Here is an 18,433-nt window from a genome sequence, read left to right as displayed (position 1 = left end):
GGGCTTCCCTTCGTAGGGGTGGATCAGACGGTGTCGAACCTGCCGTCCTTGATGCCCGCGACGAAGGCGGCGTACACGTCGGCGTGGAGACCGAGGGCGGGGCCGCTCGGCCGCTTGGAGTCGCGGACGGGGACCGTGCCGGTGGAGACGGCGAGGTTGGTGGCGACCTGGACGCACTGGCCGCCGTTGTCGCTGTACGAGGACGTGTACCAGCGAGGAGATTCGGTCGTCACGATGTGCCCTTTCGTAATTGCCTGATCATGGCCACGGACGCCTTCTGGGACAACGCGATGGCCTGTAGCTGATGGTAGGCCGTCAACACGGGTAGTACTGACGCGCTTTCGCGGTCGAGATGGCCCTGGGTCTGGGACTCGGCGTAGCAGACCACGGAGCGATCCGGAAGGGTCAGGAGAGTGACAGGCAGGTTGAACGTTCGCAGTTCCCCCATCTCATACGGAGCGATCTGAAGAACGGTGTTGGGGAGCTCGGCGAACTCAATCAGCCGATCCAGCTGGGCGTTCATGACGGCCGGACCGCCCACGGGGCGACGGATGCAGCTCTCGTCCAGGGTGACGAAGAGCATGGGCGGTTTGGGGCGCACGAGCGCCGCCTGCCGTTCCGTCAGGACCGTGACGCGCTCGTCGGCCTGCTCCCGTGCGATCGCTCCGCGCTGCACGGCGCTCTCGGCCAGCACCCTCGCGTACTCCGGGGTCTGGAGCAGGCCGGGGATGATCCCGATCTCGTACAGGCGGAGTTCGACGGCGCGGGCCTCGTAGCCCACGTACTGAGGGAAGCCCTCCAGTAGCGACCCGTGCCGGATCTCGCGCCACGCGCGCTCGAACGTGTCAACGGTTTCCTGGATGCCGAACGCGATGTCAGCCTGGCGCGAAAAACGGAGCGTTGGCATCTTGCGACCAGTTTCCACGGCCGAGATGTGCGTACTGGAGTAGCCCGTGTGTTCGGCCAGGTTCTCCTGCTTCCATCCCCGGGCCTCGCGCATGCTGCGGATACGTGCGCCGAAGGCGGCCTGTGGACTGCTGTCGGGCTCTAACTCCTTGCGGTTCAAGGGGCGTCACCGACCTTTCGTTCTCAACTGACACGTTGAACGGGCCCCGACTCTAAGCCACGCTGAGTCCGCTTGGTAGTGGAATGACTACGGAGAGGAACGGCTATGCCCGCAGAGGAGCAGGTTCCGGCCATCGGGGCGATCGTCGTGGACGTCGGCCGGTGGGATCAGCCGCTGGTCGGGGAGTTCCGGGGGGTCGCCGGCCCCTACTGGACGCTCCGGTCGCCGAAGGGCGGTACGGAGTGGGAGGTGCGGCCCGAGCACACCCGGGACGCGACCCCCGCCGAACGGCTCGCGGCGCGCACCGCCCGGGAGAACGCCCGCAGCCGGGGCGAGGTCGCGTGAGCGCCCCGGAGGGCCCGGAGGAGCCCGAACCGTGCCGCACGTGCCAGGAGTTCGACCTCGAAGAGGCCGTCGCCCGGAGCGAGCGGGACGGGAGCCGGGAGACGGACGCCCGGGTGCTGCGCAGGCGGCACGTGGCGGCGGAACACGGCAAGCGCACATGAGTTCGCGACGGGAGGGGCTGTGCCGGTGGACGTCCGTCCCCGCTGTGGACGGAGTGACGCGACTGCGCGCCCCTCGCGGCAGGCCGAGAGGCCGGGCTCGGGGAGAGCTCGGCCTCTCGGGTGGTGACGTGGGCGCCTACCAGTAGGTGCGCGTGATGTCGTCAGGCAGTCGCCCCTGCCGCTCCGCTTCCTGGAAGATCACCGATGCCGCGATCAGGAAAGCACGGCGGACTTTCGGGTCCGGGTCGGGATTTTCCACATTTCCGATTCTTTTGTCGAGGAGCATGTCGCCGAGGGTTGTCCCCTCCGGCGTGCAGGGGCGGGCGACTGATATATCCCGGTCGATCAGAATGTGTCCGGTGACACCTTCCGCGGTTTCCCAGGCGTAGGCGTGTCCCGCTTCCAGGGAGTGAGTCTTCCTGCACGTCAGTGATGCTGTCACGGGGATTCCCACCAGTTCGCTCGCGCCAGGAATTCGATCATCTGTACCCTATGCCGTCCGCTGCGGGCGCACGTTCGTCCGTCCCAAGCCCTGGCGATACGCGGATTTGCGTCGAATCACAGCATTCCCGCGTCGAGGCAATAGCGAACAGAGACTCGGTGGTGTTGATCCACAAAGCGTCCGCAGTAACCCACGGTGCGAAATACGGCTGGTTGGTGCTGGTGAGACTGAAGTGATGAGAGGGAAAGGCTTGTTCACGAGGGTGGGCGAGGCGGGCAGGCACTCAAGTTGGCGTGGACGCGACCATGTGGCCGGACCGGCGTAGGTGAACGCGCCGTTGCCGGTGGGGGACTGGGCGGGGGACAGGAGACGGGCGGAACTTTCCGTCTCTTCCTGAGGCGTGTCGCGGTCGCGCTGCGCTGAGCGGGCGGCGGCCGACGCACCGACCCGGGTGACGCACACCCGGGTCGGTGCGCGGGCGGCACGTGGCGGCGGAACACGGCGGCGCGGCCCGGGCTCAGCCCCAGGTCTTGCCGGCGGGCTCCTTGATGGTGCGGTTGACGCGGTTGAAGAAGTTGGTCATGGCGATCTCCAGGTTGAGGGCGCCGATCTCCTCCTCGGTGAAGTGGGCGTTGGCCTCGTCCCAGATCTCGTCGGTGACGCCGGGCGCACCGTCCTGGAGCCGGGTGGCGCCCTCGGCGAGGGCGAGGGCGGCGCGCTCGGCGTCGGTGAAGAAGGGGGCCTCGCGCCAGGCGGCGACGTTGTGCAGCCGCTCGTCGGTGTCGCCGGCCTTCTTCCCGGCGGCGACGGCGGCGTAGACGCACGCCGAGCAGCCGTTGATCTGGCTCACGCGCAGATGGACCAGGGCGAGCAGCCGGGGGGACACGCCGCCGGCGGCGATCGCCTTGTGGAGGTGCCGGACGGCGGTCCACAGGTCGGGGTTGGCGGCGTTCTTGTCCTTCAGGCGGTTTTCCATGAGGAAAGGCTCCTTCGCAGGGTTACGTTGAGGCGCTGGTGTGCGTCATCCCTATGACGGAGCCGCTGCCACGGAGGTAACAGGATGACGCTCGCCGACGCTTTCGAGTCCCACCGCGACCGGCTGAGGGCGGTCGCGTACCGGATGCTCGGGTCGCACGCGGACGCGGAGGACGTGGTTCAGGAGGCCTGGCTGCGGCTGTCGCGCCAGGAGCCCGGCACGATCGACAATCTGGGCGGCTGGCTGACCACGGTGGTGGGCCGCATCAGCCTCGACGTGCTGAGGTCGGGCCGGACGCGGCCGGAGGTGTCGTACGACGACGGGCCGGAGTACACCGTGACGCTGGACGACGCCCCCGCCCCCGAGGACCTGGCGGCGATCGGAGACTCCGTGGGCATCGCGCTGCTGACGGTGCTGGACTCGCTGCGGCCGGACGAACGCCTCGCCTTCGTGCTGCACGACGTGTTCGCGGTGCCGTTCGCGGAGGTGGGCCCGATCCTGGGCAAGTCGGCGGACGCGACGAAGATGCTGGCGAGCCGGGCGCGGCGGAAGGTCCAGGGGGCGCAGCGGCCGGCGAGCCCGGACCGGCGGCAGCGCGAGGTGGTCCAGGCGTTCCTGGCGGCGGCCCGGGACGGCCACTTCGAGCGGCTGCTGGAGGTGCTGCACCCCGAGGTGAAGCTGACCGCGCACACCCCGGACGGCACGTTCGTCACCCTCGGCGCCACGGAGGTGGCCACCCGGGCCCGCGTGGGCGCCGCGGCGGCCCACGGCCACCCGGCCACCGCCAACGGCCTCCCGGCAATCCTCTCCTGGACCCCGGAGGGCACCCCGCTCTCCCTCCTCGTCTTCACGGTCACCGACGACCGCATCACGGAGATCACGGCCCGGGTGGATCCGGCGGAACTGGCGCGGATGGACTTGCCGGGGCGGGTGTGACAGGTGGCGAAGGGCCCCGGTGGGTGTGAACGCCGAATCGAGGGGTGAGCGGGGGGCCGTCACGGTCATCGAGGCGCACCACATCCCGAGCGTAGGAGTCGTGCCGCTCCTGCTCACCGCCGTCGGCGCCCGGTCATTTTCTGATTTCGCCGCCCGGTTGATATCTCGGGGAATTCTGGCATGCCCTTCTCTTGTGTGCGGCCTCGCGCCAGGGGTAAATTCTCGCTCGCGAGATCGGCTTTCCGGTCCGTGAATCCAAGTAGAGGGTGGGGAATCATGTCCAAAATCAGGGCGACTGTTGTGACATCACTGGCGGGTGCGCTGCTCGCCGTCACCGGACTGGCGGCATCGCCCGCTTCGGCGACCGTGAGCGAGGGGTATATCGCGGGCACGGGGACGATCCGCAACGACTGGAACGACGAGGGCATTCTGTCCATGACGAAGCACTCGCGCAGCAAGGCCGTGGGCCTGTGGCAGTGGGTCCTCTGGGCCGAGCACGCCATGATCTACGGCAACATGGGGTCGGCCAGGGAATTCAAGCTCTCGGATATCGACTGCGTTTTCGGTGAGAATACGAAATGGGCGACCGAGGATGCTCAGTACCAGGATGGAATGTCCAGCCTGGAGGATGACGGGGTTGTCGGTCCGGCCACCTTCGACTATTTCGCCGCGAATCTGCGGGACGGCGGAAGCTATAACGAGAACTACCAGCTGATCAATTACATGGGCGACGGGCGCACGGTTCGTTTTCTCCGCAGCAAGAAGTCGGGGGCGTACATGTTCCAGGGAATCAACGGCTACAACGGCCTCTGGACGACCGCTTCCTACACCGGGACCGGGTGCTGAAGCCCCGTCCTCCGTGGGCCCGGCCCCGGCTCCCGCGAGGGAGCCGGGGCCTCGGCGTGCACGAGGGCGTCAGCAGGTCGAGGACGAGCTGATCCGGATGCCCGTGGCGCGGCCGTTGGTGACGCCGAACGAGGTGCCGGGGCGCATGCACTGGACCTGGGTCTGGCCGTTGAAGATGTAGCGCACGTAGGCCACGTCGTCGTTGCGGGTGTTGACCACCGTCAGGTAGCCGCTCCTGGCGGGCACGCTCTGGTAGGTGCTCGTCACGTCCCGGTACCGCTGGAAGTACGTCCCGTAGTAGTCCAGCGAGTTGTAGAAGCAGACGTACGGGTACGGGCAGGTGCTGCCCTGGGTGTCCGCGGCGGCGGGCTGGGCGCCGGTCATGGAGAGCACGGCAGCCGCGGCCACTCCGAGCGGGGCGAGGCGGGTCTTCCAGCGGGGCCGGGCGTTCTCGGGCGATGCCATCTCTTACCTCACAGGGGGCGCACGGGACTGACGGGCCGGGACGCGGACCGCCGTCGCAATGTAGCGACGGCGGCCGGGCGGCCGATGGGCGCGAGGTGGCAGCTTCCTGCACCCCGTTGGCAGCAGGTGCCACTTCCGTACCCCTTGAGGGGGCCCTGCGGCTGCTGGACGTTTCTGAGGACCGTTCCCCCGCCGTCCGGGCCTCCACGGGCCCCGTTGCCGAGGAAGTGACCTTGCGTTACAGACCCAGAAGACGTGCACGCTTCGCGACCGCGGCCGGTGTCGCCCTCGCCGTGGCCGGTGCCCTCCTGCCGGCGGCGCAGGTGTCCGCCGCGCCGGTGGTGCCCGCCCCCGAGCAGGTCCCCGCCGACACCGCCCCCGCCGCCGGCACCGCCCCGACCGCCGTCCCCGCCGCCCAGCGGGCCGGCACCCTCGGCGCGGAGTACCGGGCGTCCGACGACCGGGCGGTGACCACGTCCGGCGACGCCGACGGGTTCCACGTGCTGGTCGCCGACAAGAAGGACGGGTACGCCTGGAAGACCGCCGCCACCCTCTTCGAGGCCGGGTTCGACGCGGACGCCTGGATCGGCAACCTCTGCACGACGGAGTCCGGGCGGTACGCGGCCGTGGCCTACGCGCCGCGTACCTTCACCAACAAGCCGGAACTCATGAGCCGGGGGGCGTTCACCGCCGTCGTCGACCTGGAGCGCGGCACGGTCCGCAAGCTGCCGGTGCAGGCGACGCTCGGCTACTTCTCGCCCGGCTGCGGGACCGGGGACCAGGCGGTCTTCTCCCAGTTCACCGACGAGGTGACCAGCGAGCGCTCACAGACCCGGCTCATCACGGCCGACGCGCCCACCGGCAAGCTGGCCAGGAACACGGTCGCCGGTCAGGTCACCTCCGCCGTACCGGTGGACGGCGGCGTCGTCGCCGCGCGCGGCCACCAGGTCGTACGGATCACCGGCTCCCGGGTCCGGACCCTGGCCCGTACCCACGCGGTGCCGTTCCAGCTGAAGGCGGACAAGGACGGCGGCGTCACCTTCATCGACCGGCTGCCGGGCGGCGCGAAGAAGTCGTCCGGGGACGACCGCGCGGGCGTCTTCCGGGTCGCCGACGCCACCACGGCGAGCGCGAAGCAGGCCGACCTCCTCGCCGAAGGCGCGCTCACCGGCTTCGACCTCGCCCGCTCCGCCGAGGGCGAGGTCTTCGTCACGGGCCGTGCCGCCACGAAGCGCGGCGTACGGCTGCCGGCCGCCGTCCGGAACCCGGGCGGCATCGAGAAGGACGCGGCGGTCTCCACCGGCGGCGAGGCGGTGATCGTCGCGGCGAAGGCCGCCGATGACGCCCGGGCCGCAGCGCGGGACGAGGGCCGCCGGTCGCGGGCGAGCGTGGACCTCACGGTGCTCGGCACCGGCAGGACGGTGGCCATGAACGCCATCTCGGAGCGCCGGGTCGGGGCGCCCGACGCCGCCGCCCGGGCCGCCGTCACCCCCAGCCCGGCCCTCGCCGCCGCCCGGGCCGCGGTCACGCCCAGCCCGGCCCTCGCCGCCGCCCGGTCCGCCGGGGCCGAGGCCCGTACCGCGACCCTGGCGAGCTCGTCGTCCCCGGTGGAGGAGGACCGTGCCTGCTCCGTACCCCGGGGCGACCCGAAGAAGCAGGCGTACCAGCCGACGCCGCGCCAGATCGAGTGGGCGGTGAGCCAGGTCATCGTCAACGGCCTGAACGCGCTCGCGAGCCGCCCCGCCGACTGGAAGCACATGGGCATGCCCGCGTACGCGCCGCAGACGCTCTTCCCGCTGAGCCCGCTCTCCGGCGGCAGCGGCACCGAATGGCGCATCCCGCCGCAGATCCTGCTCGGCATCACCGCGCAGGAGTCCAACATGTGGCAGGCCACCCGCTACGCGGTGCCCGGGGTCACCGCCAACCCGCTGATCGGCAACTACTACGGCGTCTCGTACTCCTCCGACGGCACCCAGGGCGACCCGTGGTCCATCGACTGGTCCGAGGCGGACTGCGGCTACGGCGTCACGCAGGTCACCGACGGAATGCGCCGGGCGGGCACCGGCTACGCCACCCTGACGCAGACCCAGCAGGAGGCCGTGGCGCTCGACTACGCGGCCAACATCGCCGCCGGCGCCGACATCCTGGCCGACAAGTGGAACCAGACCCGCGCCGACGGCCTCATCGTCAACAACGGCGAGCCGAAGTGGATCGAGAACTGGTTCTACGCACTGTGGGCGTACAACTCGGGCTACTACCCGCAGGCGCAGTCCGGCGAGTACTCCGGCAAGTGGGGCGTCGGCTGGACGAACAACCCGGCCAACCCGCTGTGGAAGGAGAACCGCACCCCCTTCCTGGAGGGGCCGGACGGAAACGACGACTACGAGCACGCCTCGCACCCCCAGGACTGGCCGTACCAGGAGAAGGTGATCGGCTGGGCGGCCCGGCCGATCTCGGCCCTCTTCGCGCCCGGTGACGTACAGCCCGGCTACCGGCAGGCGACCTGGCTGCAGACCGTCTACCGCACGCAGGCCAAGCCGCCCATCGACCTCTTCTGCGACGACACCAACAACTGCGACCCGTCGAAGATCGGCACCGGCGCGACCAACGACACCGGCGGCGGCCCCTGCATGCTGCCCGGAACCTCCACCGACCCGCTCTACCTCAAGTGCTGGTACCACGAGCCGGTGAAGTGGAAGGAATGCGGACCCGCGCTGCGGGCCTGCGGCTATCCGCTGCGCCGGTTCGACTCCACGTATCCGGAACAGCCGGACGGCACCGCGTACCCGCCCGCGTGCTGGGGCGGGCTGCCCTCCAACGCCAAGATCGTGGACGACCTGCCCAATCTGACGCAGCCGGCCGGAGCCGGCCGCTCCGGCTCCTCCTGCTCCATCGTCGGATCGGAGGGGAGGTTCTCGTTCGACTTCGACCAGCCCTCGGGCCACATCGATCTCCACCAGATCGGCGCCGGTTTCCAGAACCACTTCTGGTTCTCGCACACCTACCAGCAGGACGATGCCGAGGCACCACCGACCAAGGTCACGGGCACCTGGTCGCTCGACACCGGTGACCGGGGCTGGATGCGGGTCTGGGTGCACATGCCCGACCACGGCGCCCAGACCCGCCAGCCCTGGTACGTGATCCACAACTCGGACTCCACGAGTCCCCGGCGGACGAAGCCGCAGCGGACCGGCTACAACGCCTGGCTGTCGCTCGGCGCGTTCAACTTCACCGGCACGCCCCAGGTGTCGCTGTCGAACATCACCCAGGACGGCTATGGCCTGGAGGACATCGCCTGGGACGCGCTCGCCTTCGAGCCGCTGCCCGGAAAGCCCGCCAACCAGGTGGTGGCCATGGGCGACTCGTACGCTTCGGGCGAAGGCGTCACCGAAGGACCGGGCGGCCTGGACTACTACCCCGAGTCCGACTTCTACGACGGGCACGAGTACTCGAAGAACTCCTGCCACCGTTCGAAGGCCGCGTGGTCCCGTCAGGCCGAGCTGCCGGGGTACGACACGTCGATCGGTGCCATGGCCGACGGCCATTCGACCGCCATGGACTTCCAGTTCGTGGCGTGTTCCGGAGCCCGGCACTACGACGTCATCGCCGAGGACCGGCTGCCGGCCATCGGACAGCTCAAGGAGCCCGGACAGATCGAACAGGGGTATCTGGACCAGCACACCACCCTGGTGACGATCGCGATCGGCGGCAACGACATGCGGTTCGCCGACGTCGTGGCGTCCTGCGTCATCCCCCTGGTGGACTGCCGGACCCACACCATCGCCGAGAAGAACCCGGACACGGGCGGGGAGACGGGCGGTGAGACCCCCCAGCTCAGCCTCTGGGCCCCCGCCTACGCGCACGACGTGGTACGCCCGCGCCTGGCCACCACGCTCAAGAAGATCCATGAGCACGCGCCGAACGCCCGCATCGTGCTGATGGGCTATCCGCACCTGCTCACCTACGGCCCGGACGCGGGGGAGGAGACCTGCGCCACCGGCATCTCGGGTCCCGAGGCGGACTGGCTCAACGAACTCGCGGACATGCTCGCCCGTGAGATGGCCGGGGCCGTGGCGGACGCCAACGAGCAGTACGGTGCCGACGCGGTCTTCTCGGACCCGCGCGACGAGTTCATGGGCAAGGGCATCTGCGGCGACCCGGACGCCATCCACGGCATCATCCTCACGGGCCACTCGGAGGCCGACAACCACCCGAACTCCATGAAGTCCTTCCACCCGAACATGCTGGGAGGACGGCTCTACGCGGACAGCCTGGAGTCCACCCTGAACAGCCTGTCCTGACCACCGGACCGGCCGCCCCGCCCGCCCCCCGCACGGTGCGGGCGGGGCGGTGGCGGGTCCGCGGCCGGCCGCGTCCCACGTCCCGCGCGCGGCGCCACCGCCATCCGCGTCCCACGTCCCGCGCGCGGCGCCACCGCCATCCGCGTCCGCGCTACGCCACGCAGAACTCGTTGCCCTCCGGGTCCGTGAGCACCGTCCACCGGCCGCCCGGCTCGTCGACCTCGCGCTCGACCTTCGCGCCCAGCCCCACCACCCGCGCCACCTCGGCCTCGCGGCGCTCCCGGCCCGCGTGCAGGTCGAGGTGGAGGCGGTTCTTCCCCGTCTTCGGCTCGGGGACGCGCTGGAAGAGCAGCCGACGGCCGCGTCCGGCGCCGCTGTCCTCGTCGTACGGGTCGTCCGGGTGCCGCACCGCCGCCAGGTCGAGCCAGGCGCGCCGGCCGCGCGCCATGGTGGTGAGCGCTTCCGGTACGGCCCCGAGCCTCAGCAGGCGTTCGATCAGGGGGCTGTTGTCCTCGATCTCGTAACCGAGGGCCTGTGCCCAGAAGCCGGCCTGCGCGTGCGGGTCGGCGGCGTCGATGACGACTTTCCACTCAAGGGTCATGACCGGCATTCTGTCCCGGCGCCGGGGCCCTTGCCGGGTGATACGTCGGGCCGCGCCGCGCCGGCCGGCGCGGCCGTCGCCGGGGCGGCGAGCCGGGCCGCCTGCGCCCGGGCCCGGTTGCGGCGCGCGGTGCGCAGCGCGTCCCAGGTGAGGACGATCAGCGCCGCCCACACCAGGCCGAACCCGGCCCACCGCTCCGGCGGCATCTCCTCGTGGAAGTAGGCGACGCCCAGGAGGAACTGGGCGATCGGGGTCATGTACTGGAGCAGCCCGATGGTCGAGAGCGGGATGCGGATCGCGGCGGCCCCGAACAGGATCAGCGGCACCGCCGTGACGACACCGGTCGACGCGAGGAGCGCGGTGTGCCCGGCGCCCTCGGAGGTCAGCGTCGAGGTGCCCCGCGCGCCCAGCCAGACCAGATAGCCGAGCGCGGGCAGGAAGAGCACGGCGGTCTCGACGGTCAGCGATTCCAGGCCGCCCATGTCGACCTTCTTCTTGACCAGACCGTACGTCGCGAAGGAGAACGCCAGGGCCAGCGAGATCCACGGCGGCTTCCCGTGACCGACGGCCAGCACGAGCACCGCCAGGGCGCCGGTGGCGACCGCCGCCCACTGCGCCGGGCGCAGCCGCTCGCCCAGGAGCAGGACGCCCATGGCGATGGTGACCAGCGGGTTGATGAAGTAGCCGAGGGACGCCTCGACCACATGGCCGCTGTTGACGGCCCAGATGTACAGGCCCCAGTTGACGGTGATCGTGCTCGCCGCGATGCCGAGCAGCCCCAGCTTGCGCGGCTGCCGCAGCAGCGGGCCGATCCAGGACCACCGGCGCAGCACCAGCAGCAGGACCGCCACCACCCCGAGCGACCACACCATGCGGTGGGCCAGGATCTCGACCGCCCCGGCCGGCTTCAGCAGCGGCCAGTACAGCGGGACGATGCCCCAGATCCCGTACGCGGCGAAGCCGGAGAGGAGTCCGGCCCGCTGTTCATTCGTCCCCTGCACGGGCCCCTCCTGGCGGGTGGTCGTCGTCAGACCGTCAACCACACGAAGGTAGCGCCGCCGGGGTCCGGTGTCATGTCCGTATCGTCAGACGGTCATGACACCGGGCGGGGTACGGGTCAGAGTGCGGCGACCGCGGCGGCGACGCTGTCCGAGACCGGAGTCGTCGGGCGGCCGATCAGGCGCGCCAGGTCGCCGCTGGTGCCGGCCAGGCGCCCGCGCCGGACGGCCTGGTCCACGTCCACCAGGATCGCCGCGAAGCCCTCGGGCACCCCGGCACCGGTCAGGATCTCCTGGTGGACGGCGGCCGGGACGTCCTTGTGGACGATCTCCTTGCCGGTGGCCTTCGCGACCTCCGCCGCGTAATCGGCGTAGGACAGGGCGGTGTCTCCGCTCAGCTCGTACGCGCGGTTCAGGTGGCCCTCGCCGGTCAGGACGGCAGCGGCGGCGGCCGCGTAGTCGTCGCGGGAGGCGTAGGCGATGCGGCCGTCGCCGGCGCTGGCGACGACCGCGCCGTGCGCGAGGACCGGGGCCAGGTTCTCGGTCTGGTTCTCCGTGTACCAGCCGTTGCGCAGGAAGGTGTACGGCAGGCCGGAGTCCAGGATCAGCCGCTCGGTCGCCCGGTGCTCGTCGGCCAGGGTGAAGTCCGCGTCGGGCCCGCCGAGTATCCCGGTGTACGCGAGCTGGGCGACGCCCGCCGCCCTGGCCGCCTCGATGACCGCGGTGTGCTGGGCGACCCGGCTGCCGATCCGGTTGCCGGAGACGAAGAGGACCCGGTCGCCGGGGCGGAAGGCGTCCGCCAGGGTCTCGGGGCGGTCGTAGTCGGCGACGCGCAGCTCGACGCCCCGGGCGGCGAGGCCCGCGGCCTTCTCCTTGTCGCGGACCACGGCGACGACCTCGGCGGCGGGGACGGTGGTCAGCAGGTGGTCCACGACGAGCCGGCCGAGTGCTCCGGTGGCTCCGGTGACGACGATGCTCATGGGTGTGTCTCCTCGTTCGCGCGCTGGGTTCTTACACCACCCTACGGAATGCGCTAACTAAAAGAAAGTGCTCAGGAAACTAAAAGAAAGTGCTCGTCCTCCGGGCATGCGAAAGCGCGCCGGTCCCGCCCGCGAGGGGCGGGTCCGGCGCGCTCGCGCGTGCCGCAGGTCCGGCGTCAGCCGACCACCGTCCAGTTGTCGTTCCCCGCGAGCAGTGCGGCCAGGTCGCCCTTGCCGTGCCGCTCCACGGCCGTGTCCAGCTGCTCGGCCATCGTCGTGTCGTACACCGGCCGCTCCACGCTGCGCAGCACCCCGATCGGAGTGTGGTGCAGCGTGTCCGCGTCGGCGAGCCGGGACAGCGCGAACGCCGTCGTCGGGCTCGGGGCGTGCGCGTCGTGGACGAGGATCTGCGACTTGTTGTCCTCGGTGACCGCGACGACCTGGAGGTCCCCGGTCAGCGGGTCCCGTACGACGCCCTTCGAGCCTTCCGCGCCGAAGACGATCGGCCGGCCGTGCTCCAGGCGGATCACGGCCTCCTGTGCCTGGTCCTTGTCCTTCAGGACCTCGAAGGCGCCGTCGTTGAAGATGTTGCAGTTCTGGTAGATCTCCACGAGCGCCGTGCCCGGGTGGTCGGCGGCGGCGCGCAGCACGCTCGTGAGGTGCTTGCGGTCCGAGTCGACGGTCCGGGCCACGAAGGACGCCTCGGCGCCGATGGCCAGCGACACCGGGTTGAAGGGGGCGTCCAGCGAGCCCATGGGCGTCGACTTGGTGATCTTGCCCAGCTCGGACGTGGGGGAGTACTGGCCCTTGGTCAGCCCGTAGATCCGGTTGTTGAACAGCAGGATCTTGAGGTTCACGTTGCGGCGCAGCGCGTGGATGAGGTGGTTGCCCCCGATGGACAGCGCGTCGCCGTCCCCGGTGACCACCCAGACGGACAGGTCGCGCCGCGAGGTGGCCAGGCCGGTCGCGATGGAGGGGGCGCGGCCGTGGATCGAGTGCATCCCGTAGGTGTTCATGTAGTACGGGAAGCGCGAGGAGCAGCCGATGCCGGAGATGAAGACGATGTTCTCCTTCGCCAGACCGAGATCGGGCATGAAGCCCTGCACGGCGGCGAGGACCGCGTAGTCACCGCAGCCGGGGCACCAGCGCACCTCCTGGTCCGACTTGAAGTCCTTCATGGACTGCTTCGCCTCGGCCTTGGGCACCAGCTGGAGCAGTTCGTTCGTCTCAGGCATCGATGGCCTCCTCAAGAGCGGTGGCGAGCTGCTCGGCCTTGAACGGCATGCCGTTGACCTGGTTGTAACTGCGCGCGTCCACCAGGTACTTGGCGCGGATGAGCGTGGCCAGCTGACCGAGGTTCATCTCGGGGACGACCACCTTGTCGTAACGCTTCAACACCTCGCCCAGATTCCGCGGGAACGGGTTGATGTGGCGCAGATGGGCCTGGGCGATGGTCCGTCCCGAGGCGCGCAGTCGGCGCACCGCCGCCGTGATCGGCCCGTACGTCGAACCCCACCCGAGCACCAGGGTGCCGGCTCCGGCCGGGTCGTCCACCTCCACGTCCGGCACCTCGATGCCGTCCACCTTGGCCTGCCGGGTGCGGACCATGAAGTCGTGGTTGGCGGGGTCGTACGAGATGTTGCCGGTGCCGTCCTGCTTCTCGATGCCGCCGATGCGGTGTTCGAGGCCGGGCGTGCCCGGGACCGCCCACGGCCGGGCCAGGGTCTGCGGGTCGCGCTTGTACGGCCAGAACACCTCGGTGCCGTCGGCCAGTTCGTGATTCGGGCCGCCGGCGAACTGGACGCGCAGGTCGGGGAGCTGGTCCAGCTCCGGGATGCGCCAGGGCTCGGAGCCGTTGGCGAGGTAGCCGTCGGAGAGCAGGAAGACCGGGGTGCGGTAGGTCAGGGCGATGCGGGCCGCGTCCAGGGCGGCGTCGAAGCAGTCGGCCGGGGTGCGGGGGGCGACGATCGGGACCGGGGCCTCGCCGTTGCGCCCGTACATCGCCTGGAGCAGGTCGGCCTGCTCGGTCTTGGTGGGCAGCCCGGTCGAGGGGCCGCCGCGCTGGATGTCCACGATCAGCAGCGGCAGTTCGAGCGAGACCGCGAGCCCGATGGTCTCCGACTTCAGCGCCACACCCGGCCCGGACGTCGTCGTCACCGCGAGCGCACCGCCGAACGCGGCCCCCAGCGCGGCACCGATGCCCGCGATCTCGTCCTCGGCCTGGAAGGTCCGCACGCCGAAGTTCTTGTGCCGGCTCAGCTCGTGCAGGATGTCCGAGGCCGGCGTGATCGGATACGAGCCGAGATACAGCGGCAGATCGGCCTGGCGGCCCGCCGCGATCAGGCCGTAGGCCAGGGCGAGGTTGCCGGAGATGTTGCGGTACGTGCCGGTGGGGAACGCCTGCGCGGCCGGGGCGACCTCGTAGCTGACGGCGAAGTCCTCCGTCGTCTCCCCGAAGTTCCACCCCGCCCGGTAGGCGGCCACGTTCGCCTCGGCGATCTGCGGCTTCTTCGCGAACTTCGCCCGCAGGAACGCCTCGGTGCCCTCGGTCGGCCGGTGGTACATCCACGAGAGCAGCCCGAGCGCGAACATGTTCTTCGAGCGCTCGGCCTCCTTGCGGGAGAGCCCGAACTCCTTCAGCGCCTCGATCGTCAACGTCGTCAGCGGCACCGGATGGACGTTGTACGCCTCCAGCGAGCCGTCCTCCAGCGGGTTGGTCTCGTACCCCACCTTCGCCATCGGCCGCTTCGTGAACTCATCGGTGTTCACGATGATCTCGGCCCCGCGCGGCACATCCGCGATGTTCGCCTTCAGCGCCGCCGGGTTCATCGCGACCAGCACGTTCGGCGCGTCACCCGGCGTCAGGATGTCGTGGTCGGCGAAGTGCAGCTGGAACGACGACACCCCCGGCAGGGTCCCGGCGGGGGCCCGGATCTCGGCGGGGAAGTTCGGCAGCGTGGACAGATCGTTCCCGAAGGACGCCGTCTCCGACGTGAACCGGCCACCCGTGAGCTGCATGCCGTCGCCCGAGTCACCCGCGAAGCGGATGATCACCCGGTCGAGACGGCGGACTTCCTTCTCACCGCTTCCCGCGGCTACGGACTGGGGGGCGCGCTGTCCCCCTACGAGCGCCTCGCTGGCATCGTCGGCCTGCTCGGCTGGGCTACTGACCTGGCTGGTCACTTACTGGACCTCCCTCGGCACGGCGGCTCGGAACCGTCCGGCCCGCCGGAGGTCCCCCGCCCACCCTACGTCCGTAAGGGTCGCCTTCCTCCGGCATGTCACATGATGGACGGTGATTTGAGACGCGTTTCGGCGCGTTGGCTTATTCGATACCGAGACCATTCCCGGCGCGGCCCGGTCATGATCCACCAGCCGCCCGGCTCCCCGTCGGACCCGCGCCCGCGTCGGTGGCGCCGCGTCAGGAGTTCAGATACGTCAGCACCGCCAGCACCCGGCGGTGGTCGCCCTCGCTCGGCGCCAGGCCCAGCTTCTGGAAGATGTTGCTGACGTGCTTCTCGACCGCACCGTCGCTCACCACCAGCTGCTTGGCCACCGCGGAGTTCGTGCGCCCCTCCGCCATCAGGCCCAGCACCTCCCGCTCACGCGGCGTCAGCCCGGCCAGCACGTCCTGCTTCCGGCTGCGGCCCAGCAGCTGCGCCACCACCTCCGGGTCCAGCGCCGTACCGCCCTGCGCCACCCGGACCACCGCGTCCACGAACTCCCGGACCTCGGCGACCCGGTCCTTCAGCAGATACCCGACGCCCCGGCTGGACCCGGCCAGCAGCTCGGTGGCGTACTGCTCCTCCACGTACTGGGACAGGACCAGCACCCCGATCCCCGGGTAGTCCCGGCGCAGCCGCACCGCCGCCCGGACGCCCTCGTCGGTGTGGGTGGGCGGCATCCGCACGTCCGCGACGACCACGTCCGGCAGCGCGTCCTGCCCGGCGAGGTCACCGATCGTCTTGATCAGCGCCTCCGCGTCCCCGACGCCCGCGACGACGTCATGCCCGAGATCGGTCAGCAACCGGGTCAGTCCCTCCCGGAGCAGTACCGAATCCTCGGCGATGACCACGCGCACCCTGTCCTCCACCACGACGCTTTTTCCCCCGCTGCTGCTCGCTCGCCGGCACGGCCCTTACGCCGTCCAGCATCCCAGTATCGGCAGGGACGTCGCGAGCGTGCGCGGGGTTGCCCCGAAAGCCGCCGTGCCGTGGTCCGCCGGTCAGCCGCGCCAGGGCAGCTCCGCGGTGACCTTCGTCGGACCGCCCACCGGCGAGTCGACCACCAGAATCCCGTCGACGGCGTCCAGCCGCTCGGTCAGCCCGGCGAGCCCGCTGCCCGCCGCCGGGTCGGCGCCGCCGCGCCCGTCGTCGGTCACCTGGAGCAGGAGGCGGCCCTCCGTGCGCCACACGTCGACCGAGGCCCGGGTGGCCCCGGAGTGCTTGCTGATGTTCTGGAGCAGCTCGGAGACGGTGAAGTAGGCGATGCCCTCGATGGCCTGCGCGGGACGGGACGGCAGGTCCACCTCCACGGTGACGGGCACGGTGCAGCGGGAGGCGACGGCGGAGAGGGCGGCGTCGAGGCCGCGGTCGGTGAGGACGGCGGGGTGGATGCCGCGGGCGAGGTCGCGGAGTTCCTGGAGGGCGACCTTGACCTCGCCGTGTGCCTCGTCGACCATGCGCGCGGCGGCTTCGGGGTCGTCGGTCAGCTTCTCCTTGGCGAGGCCGAGGTCCATGGCGAGGGCGACCAGGCGGGCCTGGGCCCCGTCGTGGAGGTCGCGCTCGATGCGGCGGAGGTCGGCGGCGGCGGTGTCCACGACGACACCCCGGTCCGACTCCAGCTCCGTGACGCGCTCCGCCAGCCGGGACGGGCCCAGCAGCCCCGCCACCATCAGCCGGTCCACGGCCGCCAGGCCCCGGATCACCCAGGGGCTGAGGAGGACGACGCCCAGGCCCAGGCCGGCGGTCAGCGCGAGATCGACGCCCGAGTCGAGGTAGACCTCGTGCTGGGTGTCCCCGTACAGCTGGATGCCCGAGACACCGGCGTGCGAGGGCACGGTCCAGTGCCACAGCGGGTAGGTGAGCGCCGCCCAGCCCCACGCCTGGAGCGTCAGCGCCACGCAGAACGCGAAGACCGCCCACGGGAAGTGCAGCAGCGAGTACAGCAGATGCCGCCAGGACACCCCGCTCTTCAGGGCCGCGCCGACCCAGGACATCAGCCCGCTCTTACGGCCGCGCACCGGCGCCGGATCGGCCACGTCCAGCCGCAGCAGCGCCCGCGCCCGGGTCCGCTCCAGCATGCCGAAGCCCCGGCACATCACCAGGCCCGCCGCCAGCACCGGGATGCCCAGGAAGGTGACGAGCAGGCCCGCGCCCAGCGAGACCATGGTGATCGCGAAGGTGAAGAGCACGATGCTGATCGGCAGGCTCAGCATCAGGTAGCAGAACTCGCGCCAGGTCCTGCCCTCCAGGGGCGCCCGCAGCACGGGCGGCAGGACGTGCCGCCGCCCGGGACGGTCCCCGAGGCCGCTTCCCGACCGCTGAGGGTCCCGTGTGTCCGGTCCGTATGCCGTGGCCATGGGGTTCCGTCCGTTTCTTCCGCTTCGGTGAACGTGCGTGCGTCCGTGCGTGTGCGTGCGTGCTGTACTTCAAGACTGCTGGTCCGGGCGCCGCCGCACCATGAGGGCGGTATCCGTTCCGGAGCGGGGGTTTTCCCTACCCCGCTACGCGCCGCGCGTCCCCGCCGCGCTCTTCTCGGCGCCCCGGTCGCGCCACGGCAGCTCCGCCGTGACCGTCGTCGGGCCGCCGGCGGGCGATTCGAGTACGAAGACGCCGTCCACGGCGTCCAGCCGCTCGGCGAGCCCCGCCATGCCCGTACCGCCGTCCAGCGAGGCCCCGCCCCGTCCGTCGTCGCCGACCTGGATGAGCAGCCGGTCGCCGGAGCGCCACACGTCGACGGACGCGGTACGGGCCCCGCTGTGCTTGCTGATGTTCTGGAGCAGCTCGGAGACGGTGAAGTAGGCGATGCCCTCGATGGCCTGCGCGGGACGGGACGGCAGGTCCACCTCCACGGTGACGGGCACGGTGCAGCGGGAGGCGATCGCGGAGAGGGCGGCGTCGAGGCCGCGGTCGGTGAGGACGGCGGGGTGGATGCCGCGGGCGAGGTCGCGGAGTTCCTGGAGGGCGACCTTGACCTCGCCGTGTGCCTCGTCGACCATGCGCGCGGCGGCTTCGGGGTCGTCGGTCAGCTTCTCCTTGGCGAGGCCGAGGTCCATGGCGAGGGCGACCAGGCGGGCCTGGGCCCCGTCGTGGAG

Annotated in this window: 18 protein-coding genes; 5 read left to right on the top strand and 13 right to left on the bottom strand. The window is 70.8% G+C overall.

What is annotated here, in order from left to right:
- Positions 1 to 23 precede the first annotated feature (23 nt).
- On the bottom strand, positions 24 to 233 hold the full coding sequence (locus tag FKN01_RS14505; protein WP_143620383.1) for a DUF397 domain-containing protein: 210 nt from the start codon (positions 231 to 233) through the stop codon (positions 24 to 26).
- Positions 230 to 1,066, bottom strand: coding sequence for a helix-turn-helix transcriptional regulator (locus FKN01_RS14500; RefSeq protein WP_143620381.1), 837 nt, complete (start codon positions 1,064 to 1,066; stop codon positions 230 to 232). Before FKN01_RS14500 ends, FKN01_RS14505 begins: the two co-directional genes overlap by 4 nt.
- A gap of 105 nt (positions 1,067 to 1,171) precedes the next feature.
- On the opposite strand from FKN01_RS14500, the gene FKN01_RS14495 reads away from it, so the two are divergent.
- Positions 1,172 to 1,411 carry a hypothetical protein gene (locus FKN01_RS14495; RefSeq protein WP_143620379.1) on the top strand — a complete coding sequence of 80 codons (240 nt, stop codon included), beginning with the start codon at positions 1,172 to 1,174 and terminating at the stop codon, positions 1,409 to 1,411.
- Complete coding sequence (locus tag FKN01_RS32530) at positions 1,408 to 1,572, top strand: hypothetical protein (protein WP_185992845.1); 165 nt, start codon at positions 1,408 to 1,410, stop codon at positions 1,570 to 1,572. Before FKN01_RS14495 ends, FKN01_RS32530 begins: the two co-directional genes overlap by 4 nt.
- Positions 1,573 to 1,708: 136 nt before the next feature.
- Here the strand turns inward: FKN01_RS32530 and FKN01_RS14490 are convergent, their stop codons facing one another.
- Positions 1,709 to 2,014: a hypothetical protein gene (locus FKN01_RS14490; protein WP_143620377.1), complete on the bottom strand. Its 306-nt coding sequence runs from the start codon at positions 2,012 to 2,014 to the stop codon at positions 1,709 to 1,711.
- A gap of 517 nt (positions 2,015 to 2,531) precedes the next feature.
- The gene (locus tag FKN01_RS14485) at positions 2,532 to 2,990 is read right to left on the bottom strand and encodes a carboxymuconolactone decarboxylase family protein (RefSeq protein ID WP_143620375.1); all 459 of its coding nucleotides are present in this window, start codon (positions 2,988 to 2,990) and stop codon (positions 2,532 to 2,534) included.
- An 84-nt stretch (positions 2,991 to 3,074) separates the two neighbouring features.
- On the opposite strand from FKN01_RS14485, the gene FKN01_RS14480 reads away from it, so the two are divergent.
- A complete protein-coding gene (locus FKN01_RS14480; RefSeq protein ID WP_143620373.1) occupies positions 3,075 to 3,926 on the top strand; it encodes a sigma-70 family RNA polymerase sigma factor in 852 nt (283 codons plus the stop codon).
- A gap of 276 nt (positions 3,927 to 4,202) precedes the next feature.
- On the top strand, positions 4,203 to 4,772 hold the full coding sequence (locus tag FKN01_RS14475; RefSeq protein ID WP_143620371.1) for a peptidoglycan-binding protein: 570 nt from the start codon (positions 4,203 to 4,205) through the stop codon (positions 4,770 to 4,772).
- A 69-nt stretch (positions 4,773 to 4,841) separates the two neighbouring features.
- Here FKN01_RS14475 and FKN01_RS14470 read toward each other — a convergent pair whose 3' ends face one another.
- Complete coding sequence (locus FKN01_RS14470) at positions 4,842 to 5,237, bottom strand: hypothetical protein (protein WP_143620369.1); 396 nt, start codon at positions 5,235 to 5,237, stop codon at positions 4,842 to 4,844.
- 233 nt (positions 5,238 to 5,470) lie between these two features.
- Here FKN01_RS14470 and FKN01_RS33570 point away from each other — a divergent pair, with 233 nt between their 5' ends.
- Entirely contained in the window at positions 5,471 to 9,538 is a 4,068-nt protein-coding gene (locus FKN01_RS33570; RefSeq protein WP_313906152.1) for an SGNH/GDSL hydrolase family protein, read from the top strand.
- Positions 9,539 to 9,689: 151 nt separating this feature from the next.
- Here the strand turns inward: FKN01_RS33570 and FKN01_RS14460 are convergent, their stop codons facing one another.
- The 8 genes from FKN01_RS14460 to FKN01_RS14425 all read right to left on the bottom strand — a co-directional run.
- Positions 9,690 to 10,148 (bottom strand): VOC family protein, encoded by a 459-nt coding sequence (locus tag FKN01_RS14460; protein WP_143620365.1) that lies wholly within the window; start codon positions 10,146 to 10,148, stop codon positions 9,690 to 9,692.
- Positions 10,136 to 11,140: an EamA family transporter RarD gene (gene rarD / locus FKN01_RS14455; protein ID WP_143620363.1), complete on the bottom strand. Its 1,005-nt coding sequence runs from the start codon at positions 11,138 to 11,140 to the stop codon at positions 10,136 to 10,138. Before rarD ends, FKN01_RS14460 begins: the two co-directional genes overlap by 13 nt.
- A gap of 116 nt (positions 11,141 to 11,256) precedes the next feature.
- Positions 11,257 to 12,117, bottom strand: a complete 861-nt coding sequence (locus tag FKN01_RS14450) for an SDR family oxidoreductase (protein ID WP_143620361.1) — start codon at positions 12,115 to 12,117, stop codon at positions 11,257 to 11,259.
- Positions 12,118 to 12,293: 176 nt separating this feature from the next.
- Entirely contained in the window at positions 12,294 to 13,352 is a 1,059-nt protein-coding gene (locus tag FKN01_RS14445; RefSeq protein WP_143620359.1) for a 2-oxoacid:ferredoxin oxidoreductase subunit beta, read from the bottom strand.
- Complete coding sequence (locus FKN01_RS14440) at positions 13,345 to 15,300, bottom strand: 2-oxoacid:acceptor oxidoreductase subunit alpha (RefSeq protein ID WP_143620357.1); 1,956 nt, start codon at positions 15,298 to 15,300, stop codon at positions 13,345 to 13,347. Before FKN01_RS14440 ends, FKN01_RS14445 begins: the two co-directional genes overlap by 8 nt.
- A gap of 238 nt (positions 15,301 to 15,538) precedes the next feature.
- Complete coding sequence (locus FKN01_RS14435) at positions 15,539 to 16,198, bottom strand: response regulator transcription factor (RefSeq protein WP_026171285.1); 660 nt, start codon at positions 16,196 to 16,198, stop codon at positions 15,539 to 15,541.
- Positions 16,199 to 16,342: 144 nt separating this feature from the next.
- A complete protein-coding gene (locus FKN01_RS14430; RefSeq protein ID WP_143620355.1) occupies positions 16,343 to 17,698 on the bottom strand; it encodes a sensor histidine kinase in 1,356 nt (451 codons plus the stop codon).
- Positions 17,699 to 17,842: 144 nt separating this feature from the next.
- Positions 17,843 to 18,433, bottom strand: a 591-nt coding sequence (locus FKN01_RS14425; protein WP_260696881.1) for a sensor histidine kinase, incomplete at its 5' end; no start/stop codon positions are given.

The organism is Streptomyces sp. 130, assembly GCF_007096885.1.
Lineage (GTDB): Bacteria > Actinomycetota > Actinomycetes > Streptomycetales > Streptomycetaceae > Streptomyces.
Note: the sequence above shows the minus strand (reverse complement) of the source record. Positions and strands in the feature narration are given on the sequence as shown.